Genomic DNA, 25,565 nt, shown 5'->3' with positions numbered 1-25,565 from the left:
GGCCTCGCGTCCCCTACGAGCCGGCCGGACAGGGAACTCCTCCCCCGAGGCTCCCTGCCCGACCTGATCGATGCGATACCGATGGTCCCTCTGCGACCGCCCCCCGATGGCGCTTCAGGACCGCTCTACTGATGAGACGTGCGCCGCGCCGGTTCATTACGCGGATTCCCGGAAAAGTTCTGGCACCCTTCGCGGGTTATGCACAGGGGTGGCCGCACGGGGTGAATCGGAGAGACAATGGAGGAGACGCGTGATGGATCCAGGGTCCCCGCGTCTCTTCATGTGAGAGCGTTCCCGCGCTCACCGATGGGATGAGGAAAGTGCACGAAGAGGACATCGATCGATCGGCATCCGCAGACGCCGATCTCGTCCTGCGCACCCGCTCCGGCGACGCCGAGGCGTTCGGCGAACTCTGGCGCCGGCACTATCCGTCGGGCATGGCCGTGGCTCGGTCGATCACCTCCACCGTCGACGCGGACGACCTCGTCCAGGAGGCGTACGCGCGCATCTATCAGGCGATCCTCAAGGGCGGCGGGCCCAACGGCTCGTTCCGCGCGTATCTGTTCACGAGCATCCGCAACACCGCCGCGGCCTGGGGTCGCGCCCGCCGCGAGACGGCGATCGACGAGATGGAATCGGTCGTCGACCCGAACAGCACGGATCAGGCCGCCGATGAGGCCCTCGACCGCAGCCTCACTGCTCAGGCGTTCCGCAGCCTCCCCTCCCGATGGCAGGAGGTGCTCTGGTACTCCGAGATCGAGCAGCTCAAACCCGCCGAGATCGGCACACTGCTCGGCATGAAGGCCGGCGCCGTCTCGCAGCTGGCGTTCCGCGCGCGCGAGGGACTGCGGGAGGCCTGGATCCAGGCGCATCTGCGCAGCGCCGAGCCGGGCTCCGAGTGCGAGTGGACGATCGATCACCTCGGCGCCTACTCGCGGGGGAACCTCGGTGCACGTGACCGGAAGCGCGTCGAGCAGCACATCGAGGACTGCACCCGCTGCATGATCGTCGTCGCCGAGGCCAAAGACGTGTCCCAGCGGCTGGCGCTCGTGCTGCTGCCTCTGGTGCTGGGCGCGACAGGGGCCAGCGGATACCTCGCGATGCTGCAGGGCGGCGGCACTCCGGTCGTCGCGCTGGCGGCGATGCCCTCGACCGTCATGGAGGGCGCGGTCGTCGTCGGCAGCGGAGCCGGCGTGACCGGTGCGACGTCGAGCCCCGCCGGTTCGGGGGTCTCGGCATCCGGAGGCGGAGCTTCCGCCGGATCCTCTGCCGGAGGCCTGACCGGTGTGGGCGCGCTGGTGGGCGCCGGATCTGCGGCACTCGTGGTGGCCGGGGTCGTCGCGGCCGCGGCTGTGGTACCGGCGATGCTTCCCACGGCACCTTCGACCTCGCAGCCCAGCGCGTCGGAGTCCGACCCGTCGTCGATCTCCACCGAGGTCGCCCCCGATGCATCCCTGTCGCTCGAAGAGCCGATGGTCATCGACGTCGAGGATGAGACGCCGACGCCTCCGAATGCCGAGGAGCGGGAGCCGGATGCGCCGCCGGCGCCGGCGCCGGAGCAGGACGCGGAGGACCCGGAGGCCCCCGCCGCCGCGCCGGTCTCGCCACCGGAGCCCAGCGACCCGGAGACGGACCCGGGAACAGACCCCGGCACGGATCCAGGCACCGACCCGGGCACCGATCCAGGCACCGATCCGGGAACGGACCCCGGAACCGATCCAGGCACCGACCCCGGGACCGATCCTGGCACCGACCCCGGCACGGATCCAGGCACCGATCCAGGCACCGATCCGGGAACAGACCCCGGAACAGACCCGGGAACAGACCCGGGAACAGACCCGGGCACTGATCCAGGCGCCGACCCCTTCGCCGTGACGTGGGGACCGGCCACCGTCGACGGCGGGGTGTACACCGTGCCGATGCAGGGCGCACCGGGAGCGACAGTGCAGGTGGCGGTGCGGGTGCTCGTGTTCACGCGCACGTTCGAGATCACGCTCGACGACGCGGGCGACGGCGAGATCAGCTTCCGGCCGACGCTGCTCGAGAACGCCCTGAACGCCTCCGTCTGGCTGCGCGCCGTCGTCGACGATGTCCCCGGCCGATGGACGCGCACGACCCTCTCGGACCTGCAGAACGGCGGATCGTCCGAGCCGGCCGGTGAGCCGCCGGTCGAGACGACCGACGATCCTGCGGTCGACACCGCCGACGACCTCGCCGTCACCGCCGACGACGTCGCTCGCCCGGCGGGGACCGATGGCCCGGCCGACGGTGCGGACGCCTCCGACGAGCAGCTCCCGTCCACCGTCGGGGCGCCTGTCGGTGACGGCGAGACGGCACCCGCACCGATCCCCGGCGGATCGGCTGCGAAGACCGCACCGGCCGTCGCAGAGACCGTCGAGCCGGCACCCGTCGTCGAGCCCGCACCCGTCGAGCCCGCACCCGTCGAGCCCGAATCCGCCGTCGAGCCCGCACCCGTCGAGCCCGCCCCGGTCGTCGAGCCCGAATCCGCCGTCGAGCAGATCGACACGGCGACGACCTCGGCCGTCGCGGCCGTCGACGACGCCCTGAGTGAGATCGCTTCGGAGGTCGATGCGGTCAGCCCCCAAGAGGGCGTCGTCGCCCCCGTCGAAGAGGCCTCTTCCGGCGAATAGACTGGAGTCATGGCCCAGGACTCCGTCACCGAGCCGGGCGTGACCCGCCCCGCCATCACGCCCCTCGACATCGTCCGCACGCTCGTGCTGGTGGCCGGTCTCGCGACCTTCGCCCTGTGGGGCTTCGCCGCCTGGGCTCTGCCGTGGAACTTCGTCGTCGGCATCGGCGCTCCCGTCGTGCTGCTGCTGGTGTGGGCGCTGTTCCTCTCCCCCCGGCCCGTGCTGCGGCTGCATCCGTTCCTGCGCGCTGCCGTCGAACTCGTCATCTACGCCGCCGTGACGCTGGCGTGGTGGTCGATGGATGCGGCCTGGGCGGGAGTGGCGTTCGCCGTCGTCGCGGTGGCCGCCGGCGTCATGGCGGGCCGGCGGACGCTGTCGTGAGCATCGTCGCGCGGCTTCGTGCCGAGCTGGGCGACATCGTGGACACCACGCCGGAGGCGCTCGAGATCGCACGTGCGGACGCCAGCGGGCACCGCTCATCCGGCCGTCCGCTCGCGGTCGTGCGCGCCCGCGGCGTCGACGACGTGCAGCGCACCATGCGCCTCGCCTCGCAGCATGCGGTGCCCGTCGTCGTGCGCGGTGCCGGCAGCGGGCTGGCCGGTGCGGCCAACGCCGGTCCCGGTGAGATCGTGCTCTCGACGGCGGGCATGAACCGCATCCTCGAGGTGCGACCCGACGACCTCCTCGCGGTCGTGGAACCCGGCATCATCAACGCCGAGCTGAACGCACGGCTCGCCGAGCAGGGCGTGTGGTGGGCTCCCGATCCGGCCAGCCGCGAGATCTCGACCGTCGGTGGCAACATCGCCACCGGCGCCGGCGGGCTGCTGTGCGCGAAGTACGGGGTGGTGCGCGATGCCGTGCTCGGCGTGGACGTCGTGCTCGCCGACGGCCGGCTGCTGCGGCTGGGACACCGCACCGTCAAGGGCGTGACCGGACTCGATCTGACCTCGCTGGTGATCGGCTCCGAGGGCCGCCTCGGCGTGATCGTGGGTGCCACCCTGAAGCTGCGCCGCCTCATCGAGGGCGTGGTGTGCACCGTGACCGCATCCTTCCCCTCGGTGCGCGCAGCCGCCGCGGCTTCCTCCGCGGTCACCGCCTCGGGTGCGCAGCCGGCGATCATGGAGCTGATGGACGCCACCGTCCTCGCGGCCGTCCACGACCTCCTCGGCCTGCCCGCGCCGTCCGCCGGGGCCTCGCAGCTGACCATCCAGACCGACGGCCCCGCCTCCCGCGACGAGGCGGAGCGGATCGCGCAGGTGCTGACAGCGGCCGGCGGGGCCGTGGCGTTCACCGACGACCCCGCCGAGGGTGAGCGGATGCTGCGCATCCGGCGCTCCACGCACCCCGCCCTCGCCGCGATGGGCACCACGCTCATCGAGGACGTCGCGGTGCCCCGCAGCGCGATGGCGGAGATGTTCGACGAGATCGCCCGAATCGAGCAGGCGTACGGGGTGAGCATCCCGACGGTCGCGCACGCCGGCGACGGCAACCTGCATCCGAACTTCATCTTCGAAGGCGACGAGGTGCCCGAGCACATCTGGGCCGCGGCCGACGAGCTGTTCCGCGCCGCAGTGCGCTCCCGCCGGCGATATGTGGTCGGTGGTGATCGAATCGCCGAGCATGACGAGCACGCGGGCGCCGACGATGTCTTCGACAGCATCCGGATCGATGCCCATGTCGTCGAAGAACGGCGGCCGTCGGATGTAGGTGCTCGCCTCGTCCCAATCGAACGCCGCGTCGTCGGGCGCCCTCAGCGCGCGCCACCGTTCGTCGCCCGCGAAGAGGTTCTCGTACGCTTCGGTGAACATCTGTGGCGTCAAGGTCTGCTCGATGAGCGTTCCGATCTCGTCCTCCGTCGGCCACAGATCCTGCAGCCGCACGGGATTGCCTCGGGAGTCCACCCCGAGCGGCTCGCGGACGAGATCGATGTCCATCGTCCCGGCCAGCGCGTATGCGATCACGAGAGGCGGAGATGCAAGGTAGTTCATCTTGACGTCGGGGTTGATACGGCCATCGAAGTTCCGGTTGCCGCTGAGCACGGCCGCCACGGCCAGACCGCGCTGGCGAACGGCGTCCTGGACGGCCGGTATCAGCGCACCGGATGCGCCGATGCAGGTCATGCACCCATATCCCGCGGTGCTGAATCCCAGCGCGTTCAGCGAGTCGGTCAGCCCGGCCTTGTCGAGGTACTCGGTGACCACGCGCGACCCCGGCGAAAGCGTGGTCTTCACCCAGGGCATGCTCTGCAGTCCCGCCGCCACGGCGTTGCGAGCGAGCAGACCCGCGGCGATCATGACCGCCGGATTCGAGGTGTTCGTGCACGACGTGATGGCGGCGATCGCCACCGCACCATGCCCGACGTCGCTCGATTGGGACGACAGGTCGAGAAGGAACCGCTCGGCAGGATCGGCGTCCGGCTGAAGCATATCCGGGAGCGTCGAGACGTAGGACTCCCGTGCTGCAGCGAGTGGGAAGCGGTCCTGAGGACGACGAGGCCCGGCAAGCGAGGCTGAGATCGTGCTCAGATCGAGTTCGATGACCTCGGAATAGTCGGCGGTCCGCTCCGGGTCGTGCCACAGGCCCTGCCGCTTCGCGTAGGCCTCCACGAGTGTGACGCGTTCCGCAGAACGACCGGTGAACCGCAGGTACCGGATCGTCTCCTCGTCGATCGGGAAATAGATGCAGGTCGCACCCGTCTCAGGGCTCATGTTCGCGATGGTCGCGCGATCAGCGAGCGAGAGTCGCGAGACTCCTTCCCCGAAGAACTCGACGAACGTCCCCACGACTCCGTGGCGGCGAAGGAGCTGCGTGATCGTCAGCACCAAGTCCGTCGCCGTCGTCCCGACAGGCAGCGCGCCTGTAAGACGCAATCCGATCACGCGCGGAATCAGCATCCCGAACGTCTCGCCCAGCATGGCCGCTTCGGCATCGATCCCGCCGATGCCCCAGCCGAGCACGCCCACGCCGTTGATCATCGTCGTGTGCGAATCGGTGCCGAGACACACGTCCGGGTAAGCCCATCCGTCATCCGCGATCACGACCCGAGCCAAGCGCTCCAGGTTCACCTGATGCATGATTCCTGAACCCGGCGGCACCACATCGAAGCGCGTGAGCGCCTGCTGACCCCATTTCAAGAAGCGATAGCGTTCTCTGTTGCGCTCATACTCGAGTGCCACGTTGCGCTCACGAGCGTCTGGCGTCCCGAAGAAGTCGGCGATGACCGAGTGATCCACGACGAGCTCGGCGGGAATGGACGGGTTGACGACGGCAGGGTCTCCGCCGAGCACGGACATCGCGTCGCGCATCGCCGCCAAGTCGACCAGAGCCGGCACGCCATTGGTGTCGTGCAGGAAGATTCGTGACGGAGTCAGCTCGATTGCGGTCCGAAACGACTCATCGCTGCCCCAGCTCAGCAGCGTTTCGACCTGCTCGTTCGTGACGCGATGCCCATCCTGGTTTCGCAGCACATTCTCGAGGAGAACGCGAATCGAGTAGGGCAGGCGATCTGCCGCCGGGCGATCGAGTGAAACGATCCGGTAGGTGCCGAACGCGGTCGTGAGGGAGCCCTCGGGGCTCGGCTCCGGCATCAGCTCGCTCATGGATGCCCTTTCATGCTCTGGCGTCCTTCCATCCAGCGGATGTCACGCCCCCTCAGATTAGGTTATAACGAAAGGATGGTCAAGAACCGGACACATAGAGGCGCGAACTCGCCCATGTTTCCGCGACAACGAAGTGTGACGAGCCGAACAGCCAATCGCAATGTGCCACGATAACGAAGATGCGTTATAACCTAGGAACACGACAAGGATGGAGACATCATGAGCGGCTCTGCCCCCGGCTTCGCCGTCAAGAGCGACCTCGCGTACACGGTGGTCCGCAACCGCATCCTGTCCAACGAGTACGCACCCGGTTCTCCCTTCAATCAGGCGCGGTTGGCCGTCGAACTCGGCATCAGCACGACACCGCTGCGAGAGGCGCTGCGCAGGCTCCAGTCCGAGGGGCTGGTCGAACTCGGTCCGCATCGCGATGCGAGCGTCACGGGGCTGAGCATCGAGGAGGCACGGGATCTGCTGGAGTTCCGCCTGGCCGTCGATCCGCTGGCGGCCGGATTGGCCGCGCAGCGTCGCACACGGGACGACATCGCCGCGATCCGGGCGGCATCGGAGATCGAAGCTCTTCCCGAGCAGCCGAGCATCGATCAACTGATCAACCACCGACGCTTCCATCAAGCCGTCTACGCCGCATCGCACAATGACCTGCTCATCGCGACGCTGGACTCATTGTGGGACAAGTCCGACCGATACCGCCTGGAAGCGCTGCGTGACGATCGCGACGAAGAGGAGCGCCGGCGGAAGAACGCCGAGCATCGGGAGCTGATGTTGTGCGTCATCGGTGGCGACGCCGCCGGGGCCACCGAGGTCATGCGTCGGCACATCCAGTCGAGTCTCGGCGCCGCTGCAGTGCGACGACTGGGCGAACGATCCGATCCATGATCTACAGAAGGGCTCACACATGACGACGTCGACGGCCGATCTCTGGGACGAGCAACCCGACGTGCTCTTCTCTCCGACGACGCAGTTCCGCGACTTCGGCGGTACGATCCGCTTCTCGGGGCCGGCGCGCACGGTGCGCTGCGCCGAAGACAATGTGCTGCTGGATGCCGTGCTCAAGACGCCGGGAGACGGTGCGGTACTCATCATCGACGGCGGAGCGTCCCTGGCCTGTGCACTCATCGGGGACCGGATCGCCGGCCAGGCCATCGCGAACGGGTGGAGTGGCCTGATCATCAACGGTGCTGTGCGCGACAGCGCCTCTCTCGCGACGCTGCCGATCGGCATCAAAGCGCTCGGCACCAATCCGCGTAAGAGCGGCAAGCGCGGAAATGGCGAGAAGGACGTCGACCTGGAGATCGGTGGCGCCGTCATCCGCCCGGGAATGATGGTGTACGCCGACGAAGACGGCGTGCTCGTCGAGGGGTGAGGTCTCCTCAGCGCTCGAGCGCGCGATCGACGATCTCGACCTCGTCCGCGGGTGAGAGGTACTCGCCCACGAGACCGTTCCTGACTGCGAACGGGCGATCATGGCCCGGCCACACCTCGTCGGCGGTGCGCAGGATGATCTGAACCGAGCGCATCCCGGCCGCCGCATCGAAGTGAGCGACTGCGCAACGACCTTTCTGCGCTGCGTCCCGACGGGATATCGCATCTCCACTGAGGACCGCGACACCGGCCGCGGTTCTCACGCGCAACCCGATCGAGCCAGCGGTGTGCCCCGGCACGTGGAGCACGTCGACGCCCGTACCGAGCGCCTGCCCGTCCACCGCGGCAGTCGCGCCGACGAAGCGCAGCATCCGAAAGGTCCAAGCCGGCGTCGCGATATCGCGCGGACGACGGTCAGTGGGCCCATCGAGCTCGGCTGCATGTGCCCACACCGTCGCCCGCTCGAAAAGGTCGGCGTTCTGAGCATGGTCCCAATGCGCATGCGAAAGCACCACCGTGTCGATGTCCGCGGCATCCAGACCGCCCTTGGCCAGTTGCGAGAGCAATGCCGAACGCCGGCCGGCATGACCGGGGTCGAAGAGAATCCGCTGCGGACGGGGGCCGGCGCATGTCACCAAGTACGTCCCGCAGAAGCCCACACTGCCCTCTGGCGTCGTGAGGGCGCGACCCGGAAGCAGAACCTCGATCGTTGCGACACTCATGCGTTCCGACGATGCAGCGCCACTTCCGCCAGTTCGGTGCTCTGGCTGTTCACGTTGACGCTGCGGCTGTACCGGATCAGCCCGTCAGTGGACAGCCGGAATGAGAACCGGTCGACGAAGGGTGTGATCGGGTAGTCGACGAGAACCTCGACCCACCACGGCCCCCGCCGAGTCAGGCGCGCAACCGACGTCGTCGGCTCGATGTAGGAATGGTGCAGCGATGGCGCGCCCATCGCTGAGCGACCTTCATGGTCAGCGTCGATGCCCGCGGTGAACTCGACCGGCCCGGAGCGGTCGTGGCCCTGCACATGCAGCAGCGCGCCGCTGTGTCGGTGCTCGACCGAGAACATCAGCTTCGTCGTCTCGTCGGGAGAGGCGAACTCGCCGTCAAGCATGCCGGACACGTACCGCGCACTGTCGGGAACGCCGTCGGTCGTCAGGGCGCCCGTGAAGGGAGCGACGAACGACGCGAACTGCTCCGAGCGCAAGGCTTCGATGAGGTCGGCGCTGAGCGGATCGGACTCTCTGCTCGTCATCGAGGAGAACACGGCGACGACGGCATCTGCTTCGGGCACCAGAACGCAGTACTGCCCGAAGACGCCTGCGGCGTACGCGCCGTGCGGGCGGTTCCAGATCTGATACCCGTACCCCTCGCCGGCGCCCGGATCAGCGGACGCGCCGGCGACGTACCCGTCACCGGTCCACCCCAGGGAACCCACGTCGACCTGGCGTGCCAGTGATGCGTCCACCCACTCGCGGCTGACGAGCTGACGACCGTCCCAGACGCCTCCGTTGAGGTACAGCTGTCCCCACTTGAGGAAGTCCAGGACGTTCATGGTCAGCCCGTTGCCACCGCTGCAGTATCCGTCTGGATCCCTGTCCCAGCTGATCGTGCCGAAGTCGAGCGGGTCGAACAGTCGCGGACGCAGGTACTCATCGGCAGGCAGCCCGGTCGCCTTCTGCAAGCACATCGACAGCATATGGGAGGTGCCGGAGGAGTATATGAAGCTCTCCCCCGGTGTCCCCGCGATCGGAACCTGCAGGTAAGCGTCGATCCATGATGTGCTCAGAGTGCGCCAGACGACACCGGAAGTCCCCTCGGCGTGACCGGTGCGCATCGTGAGCAGGTCGGCGATCGTGAGCAGTTCGACCCCCGGTTGGGCGCTGCGCACCTGTTCGAGGGTCAAGAAGTCCGCGAGCCTGTCGTCGAGGTTCAGTCGTCCCTCGTCCACGGCCATGCCGATACCCGTGCTCACGAACGACTTGGTCGCCGAATGCAACATGTGCGCTGTGGTCCGCGATCGGTGCGGGCGGTACCACTCGCCGATGACACGTCCGTTGCGCGCGGCGAGCAGATGAGTGATGCCTCTGTCCTGCCGTTCGAATCGTTCCACGAGCTCATCGAAGATCATCGGACGCTCCTCAGTTCCGTCACACCAACACGGACGCGCCGACCATGCCGAAGAGATCCTTCGGGTCATCCGGCGCGGCGACGAGATCGATCTGCGCCTCAACGTCGCTGCCGTGCACACTGTCGCGAAGGAAACGGAGCGCGGAGTAGTCCTCGATGGCGAAGCCGACCGAGTCGAAGATCGTGATCTGATCGGCGCTCACCCTGCCCGGCGCGCGTTCCGTGAGCACCTGCCAGAGTTCCGTGACGGGGAGATCCGGCGCGGCAAGCTGGATCTCGCCTTCGATCCGTGTCTGCGGCTCGTACTCCACGAAAACGGGTCCGCATTCGAGGATCCGCGGATCGAGTTCGGTCTTGCCTGGACAGTCGCCGCCGATCGCATTTATGTGCATGCCCGGCGCGATGTCGGCGACATCGAGCACCTGCGCGGAGGTCTTGTCCGCGGTGCACGTCGTGACGATGTCAGCGCCGCGGGTCGCTTCGGACGCCGATTCGCACACCTCGATCTCGAATCCGAGCGGGTGGAGGTTGCGTGTCAGCTTCTGCGTCGCAGCACGGTCGATGTCGAACACCCGCAGTTTCGAGATCCCGAGCACGCCGCGGAAGGCCAGCGCCTGGAACTCGGCCTGACTGCCTGCACCGATCAGTGCCAGCACCTGCGAGTCCTCGCGCGCGAGCGCCCTGGCGGCCATCGCCGATGTCGCGGCCGTGCGCAACGCCGTCAGCAGCGTCATCTCTGCGACGAACACCGGATAGCCGTTGTGCACATCGGCGAGAACGCCGAATGCGGTCACCGTCTGGAACCCGCGAGCGGGGTTCGACGGATGCCCGTTGACATACTTGAACGAATACACATCGTGATCGGCGATCGGCATGAGCTCGATGACTCCGAACGGAGTGTGGCTCGCGACCCGCTCGGTCTTGTCGAATGACGTCCACCGGCGGAAATCGGCCTCGATGCAGTCCGTCATCGCCGTCATCAAGCGCTCCGCGCCGTGGCGCGAGATCCATCGCACCATATCGTCCACTCCGACGAAGCCCGTCATCGTCCTCCTCCTTCGTTCTTCATCTGCTCGCTCCTGCGCAGGCAGGTCCACGGGGGCCGAGTCGCCGTCTTGGCCGAGCGGGTCATGCGCGCACCGGCTCGCGTCGGGCCAGCTGCTCGACGACCGCTGCCGCGAACTGCGCGGTGCCCAGCCGGCCTCCGATGTCGCGTGTGCGCGTGTCGGCATTGGCGAGCACCTGTTCGACGGCCCGCTCGATGCCAGCCGCCGCCGACATGAATCGCTCCTCTTCGACGCGCCGCCCATGCCAGTCCAGCAGCAACGCCGACGAGAGGATGAGCGAGGTCGGATTCGCGATTCCAGCGCCGGCGATGTCCGGTGCGGAGCCGTGCTGCGCCTGCGCGACAGCCACATCGTTGCCCTGATTGAGCGAACCGCCCAGCCCCAGGCTCCCTGTCAGTTCGGCGGCTTCGTCGGACAGGATGTCGCCGAACATGTTCGTCGTGACGATGACGTCGAATTGGTCCGGGGTGCGGATGAGACGAGCCGCGGCGGCATCGACGATGAGTTCGTCGAGTTCGACGTCGGGAAAGTCGGCACCCGCGGCGCGAACCTCCCGGAGGAACAGTCCGTCCGACAGCTTCAGGACGTTCGCCTTATGCACCGCAGTGACGCGGCCTTTGCGGCGCCGCGCCAGCTCGAACGCCGCCCGTGCGACCCGCGCCGATCCACTCGCCGTGATCTTGCGGATGCTGAATGCGCTGTCGGCGTCCGGCATGAACTCCCCGCTTCCGGCGAACATGTTGCGGTCGGCATAGAATCCCTCGGTGTTTTCGCGGACGATGACAAGATCCATCGGAGCGCGAAGGACGCCGAGCCCTTCTCGAGAGACACTCGGCCGGATGTTGGCGAACAGTTCGAACCGCGTCCGCAGTTCCGCCGACGGGTTGATTCCGCCCTCCGCGCGGGGTGGGTAGGAATAGTGCGATACCGGACCGAGTATGACGCCGTCCACCTGCGGGATCCGCTCGAGCACCGCGGGCGGAAGAGTCGTCTTCTCGGTTGCCAGGCTGGCGAAGCCGACGTCGGCGAACTCGAGCGCGAGCCCGAGGTCGTAGGTCCTGTCGGCCACCTGGAGGACGTCGACAGTGGGGCCCGTGATCTCGGGACCGATGCCATCTCCCGGTAGTACGAGGATCTTCATCGGCTTACGACCTTTCTCGAACGGTGCGTTGTTGGTATTTTTGCACGTATTAGTACCAAAACGCAAGAGTCGGACGGCTGACGGCAGATCCGCGTGCCGACACATGCCCACACACACCCGCCGGCGCGGGTCCGAGCTGGTTCAATACCCCAGCTGTCTCCGAATGGTCCCCAGCGTGTGCGAGCTCTGTACGGTGCGTTCCACATCGAGAGCGGCGATCCCCTGCGCGAGCGCGTCCGCGACGATGAGTGGACTGAGGGCTTCAGCACTGAGCCCCGTGGATGTGTTCGGGGCGTCGATCACCAGCGTCACGCTGCCCGCCAGACGTTCGGCCAGCTCATGCGTGATGAGAATCGTCGTCACACCGACGGTGTGACAACGATCGAGCAGCACTTCGACTTCCCGCGGGTATCGCCCGGGCACGAACAAGACGATTGCGGAGTCACGCTCGATGGAGAGCATCTCATCGGCCAGCTGGAATCCGGAGCCTCTGATCCGGCGGGAAGGAAGCCCGATCCGGCGCATCTGCTGGGCAAGGTGCTCGGCGACGATACCTGTCGCCCCGAACCCGTACGTCAGGATGCTCCTCGCGTTGAGCAGCAACCGGATGGCCTCACCGAATCTCTCCGCCGAATGACTCCGACGCAGCACTGCGATGCGATCAGCAGCCTCGGCGGTGACGAGTTCCCACACCGTGTCCAGGTCGCGTCCCGTCGATTCGACTCGACGTCGCGCCTTGACGGCCGGGAGCACCTCAGCGGGACCGGCGCCCACGATCGTCGCCTTGAGATCCGCGAGACCTTCGTAGCCGAGCGCCTGAAGGGTCCGAACGACGGTGGCGTTGCTCGTCCGTGTGCGCCGACCGAGTTCCGCGGCGGTCATATAGACGAGTTCTTCGGGTGTCAGCTCGATGAGCACCTGGCAGACACGCTGCGCCGCCCGCGCGAACCCTTCGGAGTTGTCCCGTATGCGCGATCGGAGATCCGCAAGCCTCGGGTTGGGTGCGACGACGTCGAAGGCACTCACTGCGCAACAGCTCCAGTCATGTATTAAACGTTACATGATGCGCACGATGCGCGTCCATAATCCGGGTCCTCCATGGGAATTTGAGAAACACTTGATACAGAATCGGCGTGTGTGTATCGTGATCTCACCGATGGATGAAGTGTTACACGTACATCGGCCACCCGATGCAGGACGACTCAACCTGAACCACAGCTGTTTCAACCGTGAGGAAGTTCCATGAATACCCCCGTAGTCCGAACCGCGAGAATCACCGCCTTGACCGTCGGTATCGCCTTGGCGGTCACCGCGTGCGGCGCTCCACAGACACCGACAGACACGACCGCAGGCACCGGCATCGAGCAATCGAATACGACTGCAGAGGCGAATGGACCCCTGGAGTCGGCCACCTGGATGATCGCGAAGGAGCCGGCATCGATGGATCTCGATGCTGATGCGGCCACGTCGCAGACCGACATCGTCCTCTCGAACGTCTGCGAACGCCTGATGCAGCTGGGTAGCGACCTGGCCGTCACCCCCCACCTCGCCAGCGACTTCGAATGGAAGTCGGACTCCGAACTGGTCTTCACCCTGCGTGACGATGTCACTTTCCACGACGGTTCACCGATGACGGCCGATGACGTCGTCTGGTCGATGCAGCGGCACATGGCCGACGGGGCTTCCGAGGCGGACGAGTTCGTCAACGTCACCGGAGTGTCCAAGACCGCCGAGAACGAGGTCACGTTTGCGATGGCTCAGCCCGACGCCATCTTCGTGAAGGCGTTGGCCGGCGACGCCGGTGTCGTCCTCAATCCCCGGGCCGTCGCCGCTCAGGGGGACGACTACGGCACGACAGCAGGCAGCGATGCGTGCTCCGGGCCCTTCGTCCTCGATGAATGGCGCAGCGGCTCGCAGGTCACCTTGAAGAAGGCTCCCGATTATTGGGACGCCGATCGCGCGGCTCTCACCGAAGAGCTCATCTTCCGATGGGGCAGCGACGACGTGATCATCAACTCGCTCCTGACCGGCGATGCGGACGGCACCTATCTCGAGAATCTCGCTTCCGCGACGCGTCTGGTGGGCGACGAGGACATCAAGGTCGCTCAGGGTGAGGACACCAGGGTGTGGAGCCTGATGGCGACGGAACGCGGAGGTCTCACCGATCCGCGCCTCCGGCAGGCGCTTTCACTGGCCATCGACCGCGAGGGCTTGAACCAGGCAGCGTTCTCAGGCCTCGGACGGCCGTGGAACGAGCCCGTCGGGTCCGGTGCGTGGGGATACGAGCGCGACGCCTTCGAGGCAGCGAACGCCGCGTTGGAGTTCTCACCGATCACGCGTGACGAAGCGCACCTCGACAAGGCCAGAGAGCTGGTGGCCGAAGTCGGCCCGACGGAGGAGATCGTCGTCGCCTCTGATGGAGACTCGATCCGTTCCGCTCTCGCAGAAGCCGTCGTGGCCGCCGCCGACGAGATCGGTCTGGAAGCCAGCATCATCCGGATCCCCACCGCACAGTACGGCGACTACTACTCCGACGCCAGCGTGCGGCAGAAGGCCGATCTCTTCTCGGATGACTACTTCGTGTCGAAGTTCGACCCGGTCGGCTTCTACAAGAACGGCGCATCCGACTCTTCTGTCCAGTGGCTTCTCGACGACCCGGAGTTCGATCAGCTCGTTCAGGACGCCAGAGCGGCTGTCGATGACACTGAGCGATCCGAGCTGGCCATCGATCTCGCGGCTCGATGGGGAACAGCGATGCCGTGGATCAGCACGACGGCCAGCCCGAACACCGTCGCATACTCGGCAGAGGTCACCGGCATCCCGGCGGCCGGCAACTTCCGCTACTACCCCTGGGCTGCAGGCCTCGGCGCGGCAGAGGAGTGATCGGGCCTTGTCTCTGATCCGACGACTCGGCGTCATGCTCCTGACGCTGCTGATCGCATCCTTCGTCATCTTCGGGAGCCTCTACCTCGCCCCCGGTGATCCGGTGACGTTCCTGATCGGCAACCCGGAGAACCTGACTCCTGAGAGGATCGCGGAGGTACGGGCGCAGTACAACCTGGATGACCCATTCCTCGTGCAGTACATCGACTGGTTGACCTCGGTACTTCAGGGAGACCTGGGCACGTCGTTCGTCTACCAGCAGCCTGTCGCATCGCTGATGGCCTCGAAGCTGCCGAACACGGTCTTCCTGGTGCTGCTCACCGCTTTGATCTTCATCGTCGTCGGCGTGTCCCTCGGCGCAGTCTCCGCGCTGCGCCGAGGGACCGGCACAGACTCGGCCATCACGGGAATCACCACGTTCGCAGCCTCCGTGCCGAACTTCGTGATCTCCCTTGTGCTCATCTTCGTCTTCGGGGTCCAGCTGCGTTGGTTCCCCGTGGCCGGCGACGGGGACGACTTCCTCGATCGCCTTCACCACCTCGTGCTGCCCGCACTCGCTTTGGCCGCGGGTTCGCTCGCCACGATCAGTCGCGTCACGCGGCAATCGATGATCGACAACATCAAGGCAGAGCACGTCGATGTGGCCCGCAGTTTCGGACTTCCGACCCGCACGATCGTGTTCCGTCACGTCTTCCGCAACGCGCTGGGGCCGGTCCTGACGATGGGAGGGCTCATCATCGCCGGGATGCTGGGTGGCACTGTCATCATCGAGTCCGTCTTCGGGCTCAACGGAGTCGGCAGCCTCCTGGTCAGTTCGATCAACGCGCATGATTTCCCGGTCGTACAGGCGGTGCTGTTGTACATGGTGATTGCGTACATGGCCGTCACCACCCTGGTCGACCTCTTGTACCCGCTCATCGACGCCCGGACAGCGCAAAGGAGCGAATCCGTATGACCACCTCGCACCTGGCGACCACCAGCATCGGTCTTCGAACGGCCAGGAGAACCACGCCCTGGCTCTACTACCTCTGTGTCGGTATCCTCGCGTTCTTCGTCCTGATGGCGATCCTCGCTCCCTGGGTCACCCCGTACGACCCCTCCAAGACCGACTTCGCGGCGCAGTGGCTCCCCGCCAGCTCCGCGCATTGGCTGGGCACGGATCAACTCGGTCGCGACATACTCTCCCGCATCATCGCGGGTTCCCGCGACTCCATGCTGGGTGCCCTGGCACTGCTCGTGTTCGCCTCCGTCGTCGGCGTGACCCTGGGACTGACGGCGGCGTGGAAGCGCGGCTGGGTCGATACGTTGCTGGCGCGCATCACCGATGTCATGTACGCCTTCCCCGGGCTGCTGTTCGTCATCCTCATCATCGCGGTGTTCGACACCGGCGCGTTCACGTCGGTGGTCGGCATGGGCCTGGCTTTCGTGCCGACGATCGCCAAGTTCTCCCGCACCATCGCGCTGAGCGAGATCGCGCGGCCATACGTGGACTCATATCGACTGCAGGGCGTCGGTGGGTTCGTGCTGTGCGTGCGGTACCTGCTTCCCAACATGCTTCCGGCGCTGATCGGATACCTCGTCGTGCTGTTCGGCGATGCACTCGGGAGCCTGGCGGCGCTGAACTTCCTCGGCTTCGGCGCACAACCGCCGAGTTCGGACTGGGGCCTGATGGTGTCAGAGGCCAGGGATGGTGTCATTCAGGGCGTGTTCTCGCCCGCGCTCATCCCGGGACTCACCATCGCGCTCGTCGTCGTCGCCACGAACGTCGCGGGAGTCCGACTGGCCGACAAGCTCGCGGTAAGGAAGTGACCGGCATGCTGCTGAAAATCGAGAACCTGTCGTTGTCGGTGCCCGTGCCCACCGGCACCCGTCGACTGCTCGACCGCGTATCCATCCATGTCGACGACGGCGAGACGATCGGCCTGGTCGGCGAGTCCGGCTCAGGGAAGTCGACCACGGCCCGCGCCGCGCTCGCTCTCACCCCCGACGATGCCGTCACCGAAGGATGCGTGGTGGTGGGCGGCGTGGATGTGCTCTCCGCCTCCGCGGCGGCGGTCGGTGACGTACGCAAGAACACCGCGGCCATGATCTTCCAAGACCCTCGCGCCGCCCTGAATCCGGTGCGGCGCATCGGCGATAGCGCAACAGAGCGGCTCGTCCGTGTGCACGGCATCGCGCAGCGGGTTGCGACCCGGCGCATCGTCGAGCTCTTCATCGAGGTGGGTCTTCCGGATCCTGAGCGCATCCTGCGCAATTATCCCCATGAGTTGAGCGGTGGGATGCTGCAGCGCGTGTCCGTGGCGGCGGCACTGAGCACGAATCCCCGTCTGCTGCTCGCCGACGAGGCAACCAGCGCGCTGGACGTGACGACACAGGCCGAGGTGCTGGCGCTCATCCGCCGCATGCGGCAAGAACGCGGACTGGGCGTGCTCTTCATCACGCACGACCTGCTGCTCGCCGCCGCCTACTGCGACCGCGTCTATGTGATGCGGGATGGCCGGGTGGTCGACGAGCAGCCCGGAGCGGCGTTGTTCGACTCCCCGAAGAACGAGTACACGCGGGCGCTCGCCGCAGCGACGCCACGGCTTCCGGAACGCGCTTACACGCTCGCAGCAGACCACGACGACACGTCGGGAGACCACGAATGACCGGCACGGCCCACGACCCGATCCTGGAGATGTCGCACGTGACCAAGACCTACCAGGTCGGGCGCTCACGAGCACCGATCGTCGCGGCGGACGATGTCTCGTTCTCGCTCCGTGCCGGCGAATCACTCGGTGTGGTCGGTGAGTCCGGATCCGGGAAGTCCACGGTCGCCAAGATGGTGCTGGGATTGACTCGTCCCGACTCCGGTTCGATCAGGATCGCCGAGAAAGACCGCACCGTCCGGGTTCGCGGTTCGCGTGCGCGCCTGGACCGGGCCAAGGCCGTGCAGATGGTGTTCCAAGACCCCTACGGGTCTCTGGATCGCCGTCTGACCGTCACGGCCGCGCTCGAGGACACGCTTCGCAGACATCACCCGCAACAGTCCAGGTCCGCCCGTTCGCGCACCATCGCGGGGCTGTTGGAGAAGGTGCGACTCAAGCCGGAGCTCGCCGGATCGTACCCGCATCAGCTCAGCGGCGGTCAGCGCCAGCGGGTCGCGATCGCCAAGGCATTGGCCGTCGAACCCGACGTACTGGTCCTCGACGAAGCGGTGTCCGCGCTGGACGTCTCCGTGCAGGCGCAGATCCTCACGCTGCTCAACGACATCCGCTCCACCACAGGGGTCGCGCTGATCTTCGTCAGCCACGACCTCGCTGTGGTGTCTCAGATCACCGATTCGGTGCTCGTGATGTATCGGGGCGTGGTCGTCGAGTCGGGAAGCACGCACGACGTCCTGGTGAACCCCGCGCACCCGTACACCGAGATGCTGCTGTCGTCAGCGCCCGGACCAGGATGGCGCCCCGAACGCGTCGCCGCGCTCCGTGCAAGATTCGCAGCATCCTGACGAGCCATCCGCGGATCACACCTTCGCAAGACGATCGAGGAAACACATGACGACCCCTGACCCCTTCACAGACGCCAGCAGCAAGTCCCTGCAACGCGGGGGGACGCCGACCTTCGCGTCCCGGTTCGATCAGCGCCTGCATTACTCCATGTACGTCCCCCGCGATCTCGACCTGTCCAAGCCCGCGCCACTGGTGGTCGTTCAGCACGGCACGGCCCGCACGGCATTGCGTTACCGGGATGCTCTGCGCCCGTTCGCGGATGCCAATGGGGTCATCGTGCTGGCACCGATGTTCCCTGCGGGCATCATCGACCCGTACGACCTGCACAACTACAAATTCATCGAGTATCAGGGCATCCGCTTCGATCATGCGCTGCTGTCGATGATCGAAGAAGTGGCCGAACGGTACAACGTCGACACGGAGAAGTTCTATCTGCATGGCTTCTCCGGGGGCGGGCAGTTCGCGCACCGCTTCTTCTATCTGCATCCCGAACGCCTCGCCGCCGTGTCGATCGGCGCGCCCGGGCGCATCACCGAGCTCGACGACAGCAAGCAGTGGTGGCTGGGGACGAAGGGCTGGGAGGAGAAGTTCGGCAGGGCGATCGACATGGAGGCCATCCGCAGCACGCCCGTCCACATGGTCGTCGGGGGCGACGACACCGCCACCGCCGAGATCAACAATCCGGGGGATTCGAACTGGATGGCGGGCGTGGAACTCACGGGCAAGACCCGGATCGACCGGCTGCGCACTCTGCACGCGAACTACATCGCACACGGGATCACCGCTACGCTCGACGTCATCCCCGGGGTCGGGCACAACGGCACGCTGGTGCTTCCTGCGGTGGAGAGGTTCTTCGCCGCCCAGATCGCGGCGAAAGCGCACCTGTGACGATGCGGACGCCGCCGGCGCGCGGAACACGGATCTGCTGTGCTTGACGCGCATCCCGACATGGATCCGGAGGTGATGGCCGAACTGCAACGGCACGCCGCATCCTCGCCGCCGATCTGGGAGAAGACCACACAGGAGGCACGGCAGGGCCGGCTTGCGCGTACTCCCGCTCCGTGCGAGGGCTCCATTCCCACGCGCGACATCGTGATCGAGAGCGCGGATCGTGCGATGCCGGTGCGGGTGTACGACGTCGGCGCAGACGACGACGTGGTCATCCTCTTCTTCCATGGCGGCGGATTCGTTACGGGCGATCTGGAGACTCATCACGGTCAGGCGGCGGAGCTCGCCGAGATCACGGGCCGCACGGTCGTGTCCATCGACTACCGGCTCGCTCCCGAGCATCCCTTCCCGGCCGCCCTGCATGATGCCTTCGACGCCGTCGAATGGGCAAGGTCGCCGCGGGGCGCCGCGGAACTCAAGGTGAAGACACCGCGGATCGCGGTCGCCGGAGTGAGCGCTGGGGCGAACCTGGCCGCGAACGCGAGCAGAGAGTTCGCCCGCAGGAACGAGCCGATGCTGGCTCAGCTGCTCGCGTACCCGTGGTTCGACGCCACCGAAGACTTCGAATCCCGCCGCCTCTTCGCCGATGGCCTCGGGCTGTCGACGCGAGCGCTGAGCTGGTATCTCGAGCGTGTCCTGCCCGACCCTGACACCCGCCGGAGTGCCGAGTTCTCGCCGTTGCTGGACCCGCGCGCCGACCGGCTTCCGCCCACGGTGCTGAACATCGCGATGATCGACCCCCTCCGGGACGACGCGATCGCCTATGCGGTGCTCATCGACCGTGCCGGCGTACCGGCCTCCGTCCAGATCTGCCCGCAGCTTCCACACGGCTTCTGGGGCATGACAGCGCACTCCCGCACCGCGGCGGATGCTGCGCGTGAGCTTTGCACACGGTTCGCTGTGGTACTGGACGAGCTCTCACCGCGAGCGTGAGCGCAGAAGTGGAGGTCCGGCACGCGGACCGCGGCCGACGCTGTCTGCGGCTGATCGCCGCTCAACTCTGATTCCCACCTTGTCGACGCAACCGGGCGGCGGCATGGCCAACCGATGGAGGAACCAACGATGCACCTCTCAGATGTCCTACGCACACCGTCGATCGCGCTACGGAGGTCGGCTCGTGCATGATGTCGTGACCGTTCTGGTCCAGTCGGCCGCGGCCGACGAGACGATCCCCTACGCCTTACCCGCAGCATGGCGAGGCATCACCAAGTGGGCCTATTTCGTCGGCTTCACGATGGTGATGGGCTCCACCGTGGTCCATTCGCTCGCGCTTCGAAGCGCGTTGCGGTCGCACGAGACGAGTGCGCGCAACACCATGATCCTGCGCCAGCGCTCTGCGATCGTCCTCGCCATATCGGGTGTGATCTTCCTACTGTCGTTGTGGCCTCAGCTCGCAGGGAAAGCTGCCCGCGCCAGCGAGAACCTGCCATACGATCGTGCGCTGCTGCCGGAGAGCGTCTGGGCATACCTCACCGCCTCCGCAGGCGGCAGTGGCATTCCGCTCGGATCGATGGTGCTGGTGCAGTTCGCCACCTTCGCGATATGCGCGCTGCTGCTGGTGTCACTGCTCGCACCCGCGTCGCGCAGGCACGTCGACCTCATCGCGGGGGTCGCGGCGATCGGCACCGCGATCGCGTCGGTCAGCCTCGGGCTGTCGGGCGATCTCGTCGCACGAGATGCGGACGGATGGATGGCGCGGCTGCCCAGCTACGTTCATGTTCTCGCAGGCAGCATCTGGGTGGGCGGACTGATCGCGCTCGCGCTTCTCGGCACCGCCCGGCGGCGCCTGACCGCTCCGGCAGGCCTGATCTGGGCGCACATGTGGGATCGGTTCAGCCGCATCGCCCAGGTCTGCGTGGCCGGCATCATCCTCTCCGGGCTGTGGATGGTCTGGAGCGTGGTCAGCACGCCGATGGAGCTGGTGACCACGACCTTCGGACGGATCCTCCTGCTCAAGATCGTGCTCGTCGGCATCCTCATCGCGATCGGCGTCTTCAATGAGTACGTCATGATCCCGCGCATCGCACGGCTGCGCGCATCCGGAGACCAGCATGGTCTCTTCGCGATGGCTGTGCGGCACTTCCCGCAGATCATCGTGCTGGAAGCGACGATCGGGTTCGCCGTGCTGCTGGTCGTTCCGTTCCTCAACGGAAGCGCGCGCGAAGAATCCGGTGCCGGAGAGGCACACGCGACCTCGACGATGTTCTTCGCGACCGCGGCGCTGATCGTCATCCTGGTGATCTCCTTCGCGCTGAACAGTCGGCTTCAGGCGGCGATCGAACGAGCGCGAGGTGAGGGCGTTCCCAATCCGGAAGCCCATCTTGCGCTCGCGGGCGAAAGCGGACCGCAGGAACACAACCCTCGCGCGTGAGCGCTTCAGGACATTGATGCGTCAGACTGAGCGTCCACCCGCCGCGTGGCCGGCGTGCGCGGTGGGTGTGCGCGGCAGCGGCAGGCACAGGCGGCCACCGGTGATCGGATGCTCGATGACCACGGAACCCACCCCGAACACGTCATGCACCAGGCCCTCGGTGAGCACTTCCTCCGGTCGCCCGGACGCATGCACTCGTCCGCCGTGCAACGCGATCAGATGATGCGCGTAGTGCGCGGCGTGGTTGAGGTCGTGAACGACCATGATGATCGTGGTCCTTCGCCGGGCGTTCAGATCCGCGAGCAGGTCGAGGATCTCCAGCTGATGCGCGATGTCCAAGTAGGTGGTCGGCTCGTCGAGAAGCATGATCGGGGTGTCCTGCGCGAGCGACATCGCGATCCATGCCCGTTGGCGCTGCCCTCCTGAGAGCTCATCGAGCGGGCGGTCGGCGAGGTCGGCCAGCCCTGCCGATGCGAGTGCGCGTTCGACGATCTGCCGGTCGTCGGGGGTCGCGCGTCGCAGAAAGCCCCGATGGGGGTGTCGACCGAATTCGCTCAGTCCGCGGACGCTGATCCCTTCGGGGGCGACCGGCTGCTGCGGCAGCAGTGAAACCGCCTGTGCGAGCCGGCGGCGTGTGATCGACCGCATATCGACCCCGTCGAGCAGCACGCTTCCGCCCAGCGGGGCCAACGCCGACCCGAGGGTGCGCAGCAGAGTGGATTTGCCGCTGCCGTTCGCACCGATCAGCGCCGTGATGCGACCCGGCGGGATCGCGATGTCGACACTCTCGAGGATGGGGACGTCCGCACGGAACCCGACGGACAGGCGGCGCGCCTTCAGCACGGGCGTCGACGAATCAGCCATGACCCCTGGCCTCTCTGATCAGCAGGACAAGCAGGTAGGGCCCTCCAGCCACGGCGGCCACGATACCCGCGGGGATCTCATTGGGTAGGGCGATCACGCGCCCGGCGAGGTCGGCGAACATCAGCAGCGCGGCCCCCAGCATCGCCGCCGTCGGCATCAGCCAGCGGGCCCTGAATCCGACGACCCGCCGCGCGAGGTGCGGCGCGAGCAGGCCGATGAACCCGATCCCTCCCACCGCGACGACGGCACCGGCGGACAGCGCGATGGCGGTGACCACGAAGAACGCCCGGTTGGAAGTCGCGATGACTCCGAGACTGCTCTGAGTGTCGTCGCCGAAGGCGGACAGATCGAGTCGTGCGGCGCAGAAGATCACGAGCGGCAGGCAGCACGAGAGCCAGACGAGAAGAAGGATGACATCTGCGGGAGTGCTGCCATACACGCTGCCAGCCAGCCAGACCATCGCCTGGTCCGCGGAATCCGGAGACGCGACCATCGCGAATTGGATGCCCGTTCCGGCAAGAGCTGCGACTGCGACGCCGACGAGGGCGAGCGTCGTGCCCTGGCTGCCCACGATCCGCGCCACACTGAGCAGCACGAGCGCCACCGATCCCGCCCCGACGACGACGCCCAGCGGGACGGCCACGAAAAGTGCGGACGGCGGGACCATGGTCGTCGCCACCACCGCGCCCAGACCGGCGCCCTTGGTGACGCCGACCACGTCGGGAGATGCCAGGGCATTGCGCACCGCCGATTGCAGGAGCACACCGGAAACGGCCAGCGCTGCCCCCGCCAGAAAGGCGACCCACACGCGCGGTAGCCGGTACTGCTGAACGATGAAGGACTGGTCGCCCCCGAGCAGTCCTTCGACGACGGCGATCGGGCTGAGCGGTACCGCTCCGAGCCCGACGCTGGCGAACACGAGGAGTACGATGATGATGGCGAAGGCAGCCACGGCGGCGAAGCGGACGACCGGAGTGCTGCGCGAATATCGTCTGCGATCGCTCACCCCGTTCGCACCCGCCTCGCCCTCACCGCCAGGAACAGGAACGTCGGGGCTCCGAGTAACGCGGTGACGATTCCGGCCGGGATCTCCGTCGGGAACGCGACCAGTCGCGCCAGGACATCAGCGCTGAGCAGAAGTAGGGGGCCGAGAACCGTGCAGGCGACGAGTTGGGTGGCGAAGCGCGCGCCCACCATTCCTCGTGCGATGTGGGGAACGATGAGCCCGACGAATCCGATCGGTCCGGCGACCGCGACGGCGGACGCGGCGAGGACCACGACGATGATCGCGGCGATGCCGGAGACGCGTGCGGAGTGCTGTCCCAGGCTCCCGGCCGTTGCCGGGTCGAGGCTGAGCAGCGCGAATGACCTCCTGCCGAGAAAGGCGGCGCAGACGCCGATGAACGCTGCTGGGGCGAGAACGGCGACGTCTTCCCACTGCGCGCCCGCGATCGAACCGGCCAGCCAGAACACGAGGTCCTGAGTGGAGTTGTTCATGATGAGGATCGCCTGCACGAGCGCCGACAGCACGATCTGCATCGTCATGCCGGCCAGTGCGAGCCCCACCACGCTGACGGAACTCGTCGCGGACAAAGCCCACATGATGGCACCGACGACCAGAGCACCCGCGAACGCTGCCCCCGTACCGAACACACCGAGATTCGGGTAGGCGATCGTGGCTGTCACGATCGCGACAGCCGCGCCGGCGTTGATACCGAACGTCTGAGGCGATGCCAGTGGGTTACGGGTCAGCGCCTGTGCGAGCAGGCCCGCCACGGCGAGCGCGGTACCCACCAGCACCGCGAGCACTGCGCGAGGCAATCGCACCTCGAAGACCAGGCTGCGCAGCCGGCCGGGCTCGTCACCGACGACGGCGCTGATCAACGGCTCCCAACCGATGCCCGTGGGGCCGATACCGAAGCTGAGCAGGACGACAGTGAGCAATGCTCCCAAGGTCGCCGTCAATGCGATGGCGGGATGCGCGCGACGTCTCGCCGTGAAAAGCTCAGTGGTCACCGGCGATGTTCTCGACGATGTCCTCGGCGATGAGCTCTGCCGTCTGCAGCCCGCGGAAGCGAGCGTATTGATTGCGGTTCACTTCGTACACGGCATCGTCGCGCGCGGCCGACATCGACGCCCACACGGAACTCTTCGACCACTGCTCCAGCACCGTTCCCGGTGCGTCCACAGCGACGAACAAGACATCGGGATCGACATCGATCAGGCGCTCGATCCCGACACCGGACTCGACCGGCTGATCGGATTCCATCGCCGCGGTGACACCGAGCGCTTCGAAAACCGAACCGGTGAAAGCCGATGACGTGTGCAGGCTCATCGCGTCCGGCGTTGCGACAGCCAAGAGGAACCGACGATCCTCATCAGCAGGGATCCGCGCAGCGTACTCGGCCATCCGCGCTTCATGTTCGGCCACTGCCTGCTCACCGGCTGCCTGATCGCCCAGTGCGTCGGCGATCGTGACCACCGATGCCTTGATGTCGGCGTAGCTGCCCTCCCAGCTGTTGAGCACGATCGTCGGGGCGATCTGCCGCAACTGGTCGTAGATGGCCGCGTGCCTGGTCACGTCGGCGATGATCAGGTCCGGCCGGAGACTGCTCACCAGTTCGAGGTTCGGCTCGAGCCGCGTGCCCACCGATGCGTAGTCGATCTCCTTGCCGAGCAGCTGCGCGATGCGAGCCGGATCATCGTCGTCCGCGATGCCGACCGGCACGACGTCGAGAGAGTCCAGCGCCTGCACGAACGAGAACTCCAGGGCGACGACACGGACCGGCGTCTCAGGAACCTCGGTCTCCCCCAGTTCGTGATCGATCACGCGCCCCCCGGACTGCGCCGATCGTATCGAACCGTCTGCCGTCGCACCCGAGGGAGCCGCGGCGCATCCGCTCAAACCGAACAGTGCCATCGCGAAAGCAACCAGCACCGCTCTGCCGGCCAGAGCGAAGCCGCGTCCACGGGAGGGCGGGGGAAGGAAGGACATGATCTGCTTTCGATTGACGCACGGACCGAGAGGCAAGGCTAG

General features: G+C 66.7%; 21 protein-coding genes and 2 pseudogenes. 13 read left to right on the top strand and 10 right to left on the bottom strand.

What is annotated here, in order from left to right:
- Positions 1 to 320: 320 nt before the first annotated feature.
- From ACFWH5_RS12665 to ACFWH5_RS12655, 3 genes and pseudogenes are all read left to right on the top strand, one after another.
- A complete protein-coding gene (locus ACFWH5_RS12665) occupies positions 321 to 2,651 on the top strand; it encodes a sigma-70 family RNA polymerase sigma factor (RefSeq protein ID WP_378835094.1) in 2,331 nt (776 codons plus the stop codon).
- Positions 2,652 to 2,660: 9 nt separating this feature from the next.
- On the top strand, positions 2,661 to 3,032 hold the full coding sequence (locus tag ACFWH5_RS12660) for a YrdB family protein (protein WP_378835093.1): 372 nt from the start codon (positions 2,661 to 2,663) through the stop codon (positions 3,030 to 3,032).
- Positions 3,029 to 4,273, top strand: a pseudogene (locus tag ACFWH5_RS12655) (FAD-binding oxidoreductase); the annotation flags it as partial. The gene ACFWH5_RS12660 and the pseudogene ACFWH5_RS12655, both read left to right, overlap by 4 nt.
- 12 nt (positions 4,274 to 4,285) lie before the next feature.
- Here ACFWH5_RS12655 and acnA read toward each other — a convergent pair.
- Positions 4,286 to 6,238, bottom strand: a pseudogene (gene acnA, locus ACFWH5_RS12650) (aconitate hydratase AcnA); the annotation flags it as partial.
- Between the two features lie 231 nt (positions 6,239 to 6,469).
- Here acnA and ACFWH5_RS12645 point away from each other — a divergent pair.
- Both ACFWH5_RS12645 and rraA read left to right on the top strand, forming a co-directional pair.
- Entirely contained in the window at positions 6,470 to 7,144 is a 675-nt protein-coding gene (locus tag ACFWH5_RS12645) for a GntR family transcriptional regulator (protein ID WP_378835091.1), read from the top strand.
- 19 nt (positions 7,145 to 7,163) lie between these two features.
- On the top strand, positions 7,164 to 7,631 hold the full coding sequence (rraA, locus tag ACFWH5_RS12640) for a ribonuclease E activity regulator RraA (protein ID WP_378835090.1): 468 nt from the start codon (positions 7,164 to 7,166) through the stop codon (positions 7,629 to 7,631).
- Between the two features lie 7 nt (positions 7,632 to 7,638).
- Here the strand turns inward: rraA and ACFWH5_RS12635 are convergent, their stop codons facing one another.
- The 5 genes from ACFWH5_RS12635 to ACFWH5_RS12615 all read right to left on the bottom strand — a co-directional run bounded on the left by ACFWH5_RS12635 (position 7,639) and on the right by ACFWH5_RS12615 (position 12,664).
- Positions 7,639 to 8,352, bottom strand: a complete 714-nt coding sequence (locus tag ACFWH5_RS12635) for an MBL fold metallo-hydrolase (protein ID WP_378835088.1) — start codon at positions 8,350 to 8,352, stop codon at positions 7,639 to 7,641.
- Positions 8,349 to 9,764, bottom strand: a complete 1,416-nt coding sequence (locus tag ACFWH5_RS12630) for a serine hydrolase domain-containing protein (RefSeq protein ID WP_378835087.1) — start codon at positions 9,762 to 9,764, stop codon at positions 8,349 to 8,351. Before ACFWH5_RS12630 ends, ACFWH5_RS12635 begins: the two co-directional genes overlap by 4 nt.
- Positions 9,765 to 9,783: 19 nt before the next feature.
- Positions 9,784 to 10,809 carry an ornithine cyclodeaminase gene (locus ACFWH5_RS12625; protein WP_378835086.1) on the bottom strand — a complete coding sequence of 342 codons (1,026 nt, stop codon included), beginning with the start codon at positions 10,807 to 10,809 and terminating at the stop codon, positions 9,784 to 9,786.
- Between the two features lie 82 nt (positions 10,810 to 10,891).
- Complete coding sequence (locus tag ACFWH5_RS12620; protein ID WP_378835084.1) at positions 10,892 to 11,971, bottom strand: isocitrate/isopropylmalate dehydrogenase family protein; 1,080 nt, start codon at positions 11,969 to 11,971, stop codon at positions 10,892 to 10,894.
- Positions 11,972 to 12,112: 141 nt separating this feature from the next.
- Positions 12,113 to 12,664 (bottom strand): MurR/RpiR family transcriptional regulator, encoded by a 552-nt coding sequence (locus ACFWH5_RS12615; RefSeq protein ID WP_378835083.1) that lies wholly within the window; start codon positions 12,662 to 12,664, stop codon positions 12,113 to 12,115.
- 747 nt (positions 12,665 to 13,411) lie between these two features.
- Here ACFWH5_RS12615 and ACFWH5_RS12610 point away from each other — a divergent pair.
- The 8 genes from ACFWH5_RS12610 to ACFWH5_RS12575 all read left to right on the top strand — a co-directional run bounded on the left by ACFWH5_RS12610 (position 13,412) and on the right by ACFWH5_RS12575 (position 21,664).
- Complete coding sequence (locus ACFWH5_RS12610; RefSeq protein WP_378835082.1) at positions 13,412 to 14,854, top strand: ABC transporter substrate-binding protein; 1,443 nt, start codon at positions 13,412 to 13,414, stop codon at positions 14,852 to 14,854.
- A 7-nt stretch (positions 14,855 to 14,861) separates the two neighbouring features.
- Positions 14,862 to 15,809, top strand: coding sequence for an ABC transporter permease (locus ACFWH5_RS12605; protein ID WP_378835080.1), 948 nt, complete (start codon positions 14,862 to 14,864; stop codon positions 15,807 to 15,809).
- Positions 15,806 to 16,663 carry an ABC transporter permease gene (locus tag ACFWH5_RS12600; protein WP_378835079.1) on the top strand — a complete coding sequence of 286 codons (858 nt, stop codon included), beginning with the start codon at positions 15,806 to 15,808 and terminating at the stop codon, positions 16,661 to 16,663. Before ACFWH5_RS12605 ends, ACFWH5_RS12600 begins: the two co-directional genes overlap by 4 nt.
- A gap of 5 nt (positions 16,664 to 16,668) precedes the next feature.
- Complete coding sequence (locus ACFWH5_RS12595; RefSeq protein ID WP_378835078.1) at positions 16,669 to 17,502, top strand: ABC transporter ATP-binding protein; 834 nt, start codon at positions 16,669 to 16,671, stop codon at positions 17,500 to 17,502.
- Positions 17,499 to 18,344 carry an ABC transporter ATP-binding protein gene (locus ACFWH5_RS12590; RefSeq protein WP_378835076.1) on the top strand — a complete coding sequence of 282 codons (846 nt, stop codon included), beginning with the start codon at positions 17,499 to 17,501 and terminating at the stop codon, positions 18,342 to 18,344. The genes ACFWH5_RS12595 and ACFWH5_RS12590 overlap by 4 nt, the downstream gene beginning before the upstream one ends.
- A 46-nt stretch (positions 18,345 to 18,390) precedes the next feature.
- Complete coding sequence (locus ACFWH5_RS12585; RefSeq protein WP_378835075.1) at positions 18,391 to 19,233, top strand: hypothetical protein; 843 nt, start codon at positions 18,391 to 18,393, stop codon at positions 19,231 to 19,233.
- A gap of 39 nt (positions 19,234 to 19,272) precedes the next feature.
- Positions 19,273 to 20,226, top strand: coding sequence for an alpha/beta hydrolase (locus ACFWH5_RS12580; protein WP_378835074.1), 954 nt, complete (start codon positions 19,273 to 19,275; stop codon positions 20,224 to 20,226).
- 196 nt (positions 20,227 to 20,422) lie between these two features.
- Entirely contained in the window at positions 20,423 to 21,664 is a 1,242-nt protein-coding gene (locus ACFWH5_RS12575; protein ID WP_378835072.1) for a copper resistance D family protein, read from the top strand.
- 21 nt (positions 21,665 to 21,685) lie between these two features.
- Here the strand turns inward: ACFWH5_RS12575 and ACFWH5_RS12570 are convergent, their stop codons facing one another.
- The 4 genes from ACFWH5_RS12570 to ACFWH5_RS12555 are packed head-to-tail and all read right to left on the bottom strand — an operon-like array spanning position 21,686 to position 25,523.
- Complete coding sequence (locus tag ACFWH5_RS12570) at positions 21,686 to 22,528, bottom strand: ABC transporter ATP-binding protein (RefSeq protein WP_378835071.1); 843 nt, start codon at positions 22,526 to 22,528, stop codon at positions 21,686 to 21,688.
- On the bottom strand, positions 22,521 to 23,534 hold the full coding sequence (locus ACFWH5_RS12565; protein ID WP_378835070.1) for a FecCD family ABC transporter permease: 1,014 nt from the start codon (positions 23,532 to 23,534) through the stop codon (positions 22,521 to 22,523). The genes ACFWH5_RS12570 and ACFWH5_RS12565 overlap by 8 nt, the downstream gene beginning before the upstream one ends.
- Positions 23,531 to 24,544, bottom strand: coding sequence for a FecCD family ABC transporter permease (locus tag ACFWH5_RS12560; protein WP_378835069.1), 1,014 nt, complete (start codon positions 24,542 to 24,544; stop codon positions 23,531 to 23,533). The genes ACFWH5_RS12565 and ACFWH5_RS12560 overlap by 4 nt, the downstream gene beginning before the upstream one ends.
- Positions 24,534 to 25,523 (bottom strand): ABC transporter substrate-binding protein, encoded by a 990-nt coding sequence (locus ACFWH5_RS12555; protein ID WP_378835068.1) that lies wholly within the window; start codon positions 25,521 to 25,523, stop codon positions 24,534 to 24,536. Before ACFWH5_RS12555 ends, ACFWH5_RS12560 begins: the two co-directional genes overlap by 11 nt.
- Between the last annotated feature and the right edge of the window lie 42 nt (positions 25,524 to 25,565).

It is taken from the genome of Microbacterium sp. NPDC058345, assembly GCF_042723855.1.
Classification (GTDB): domain Bacteria; phylum Actinomycetota; class Actinomycetes; order Actinomycetales; family Microbacteriaceae; genus Microbacterium.
This window is presented reverse-complemented; position numbering and strand designations above follow the sequence as displayed.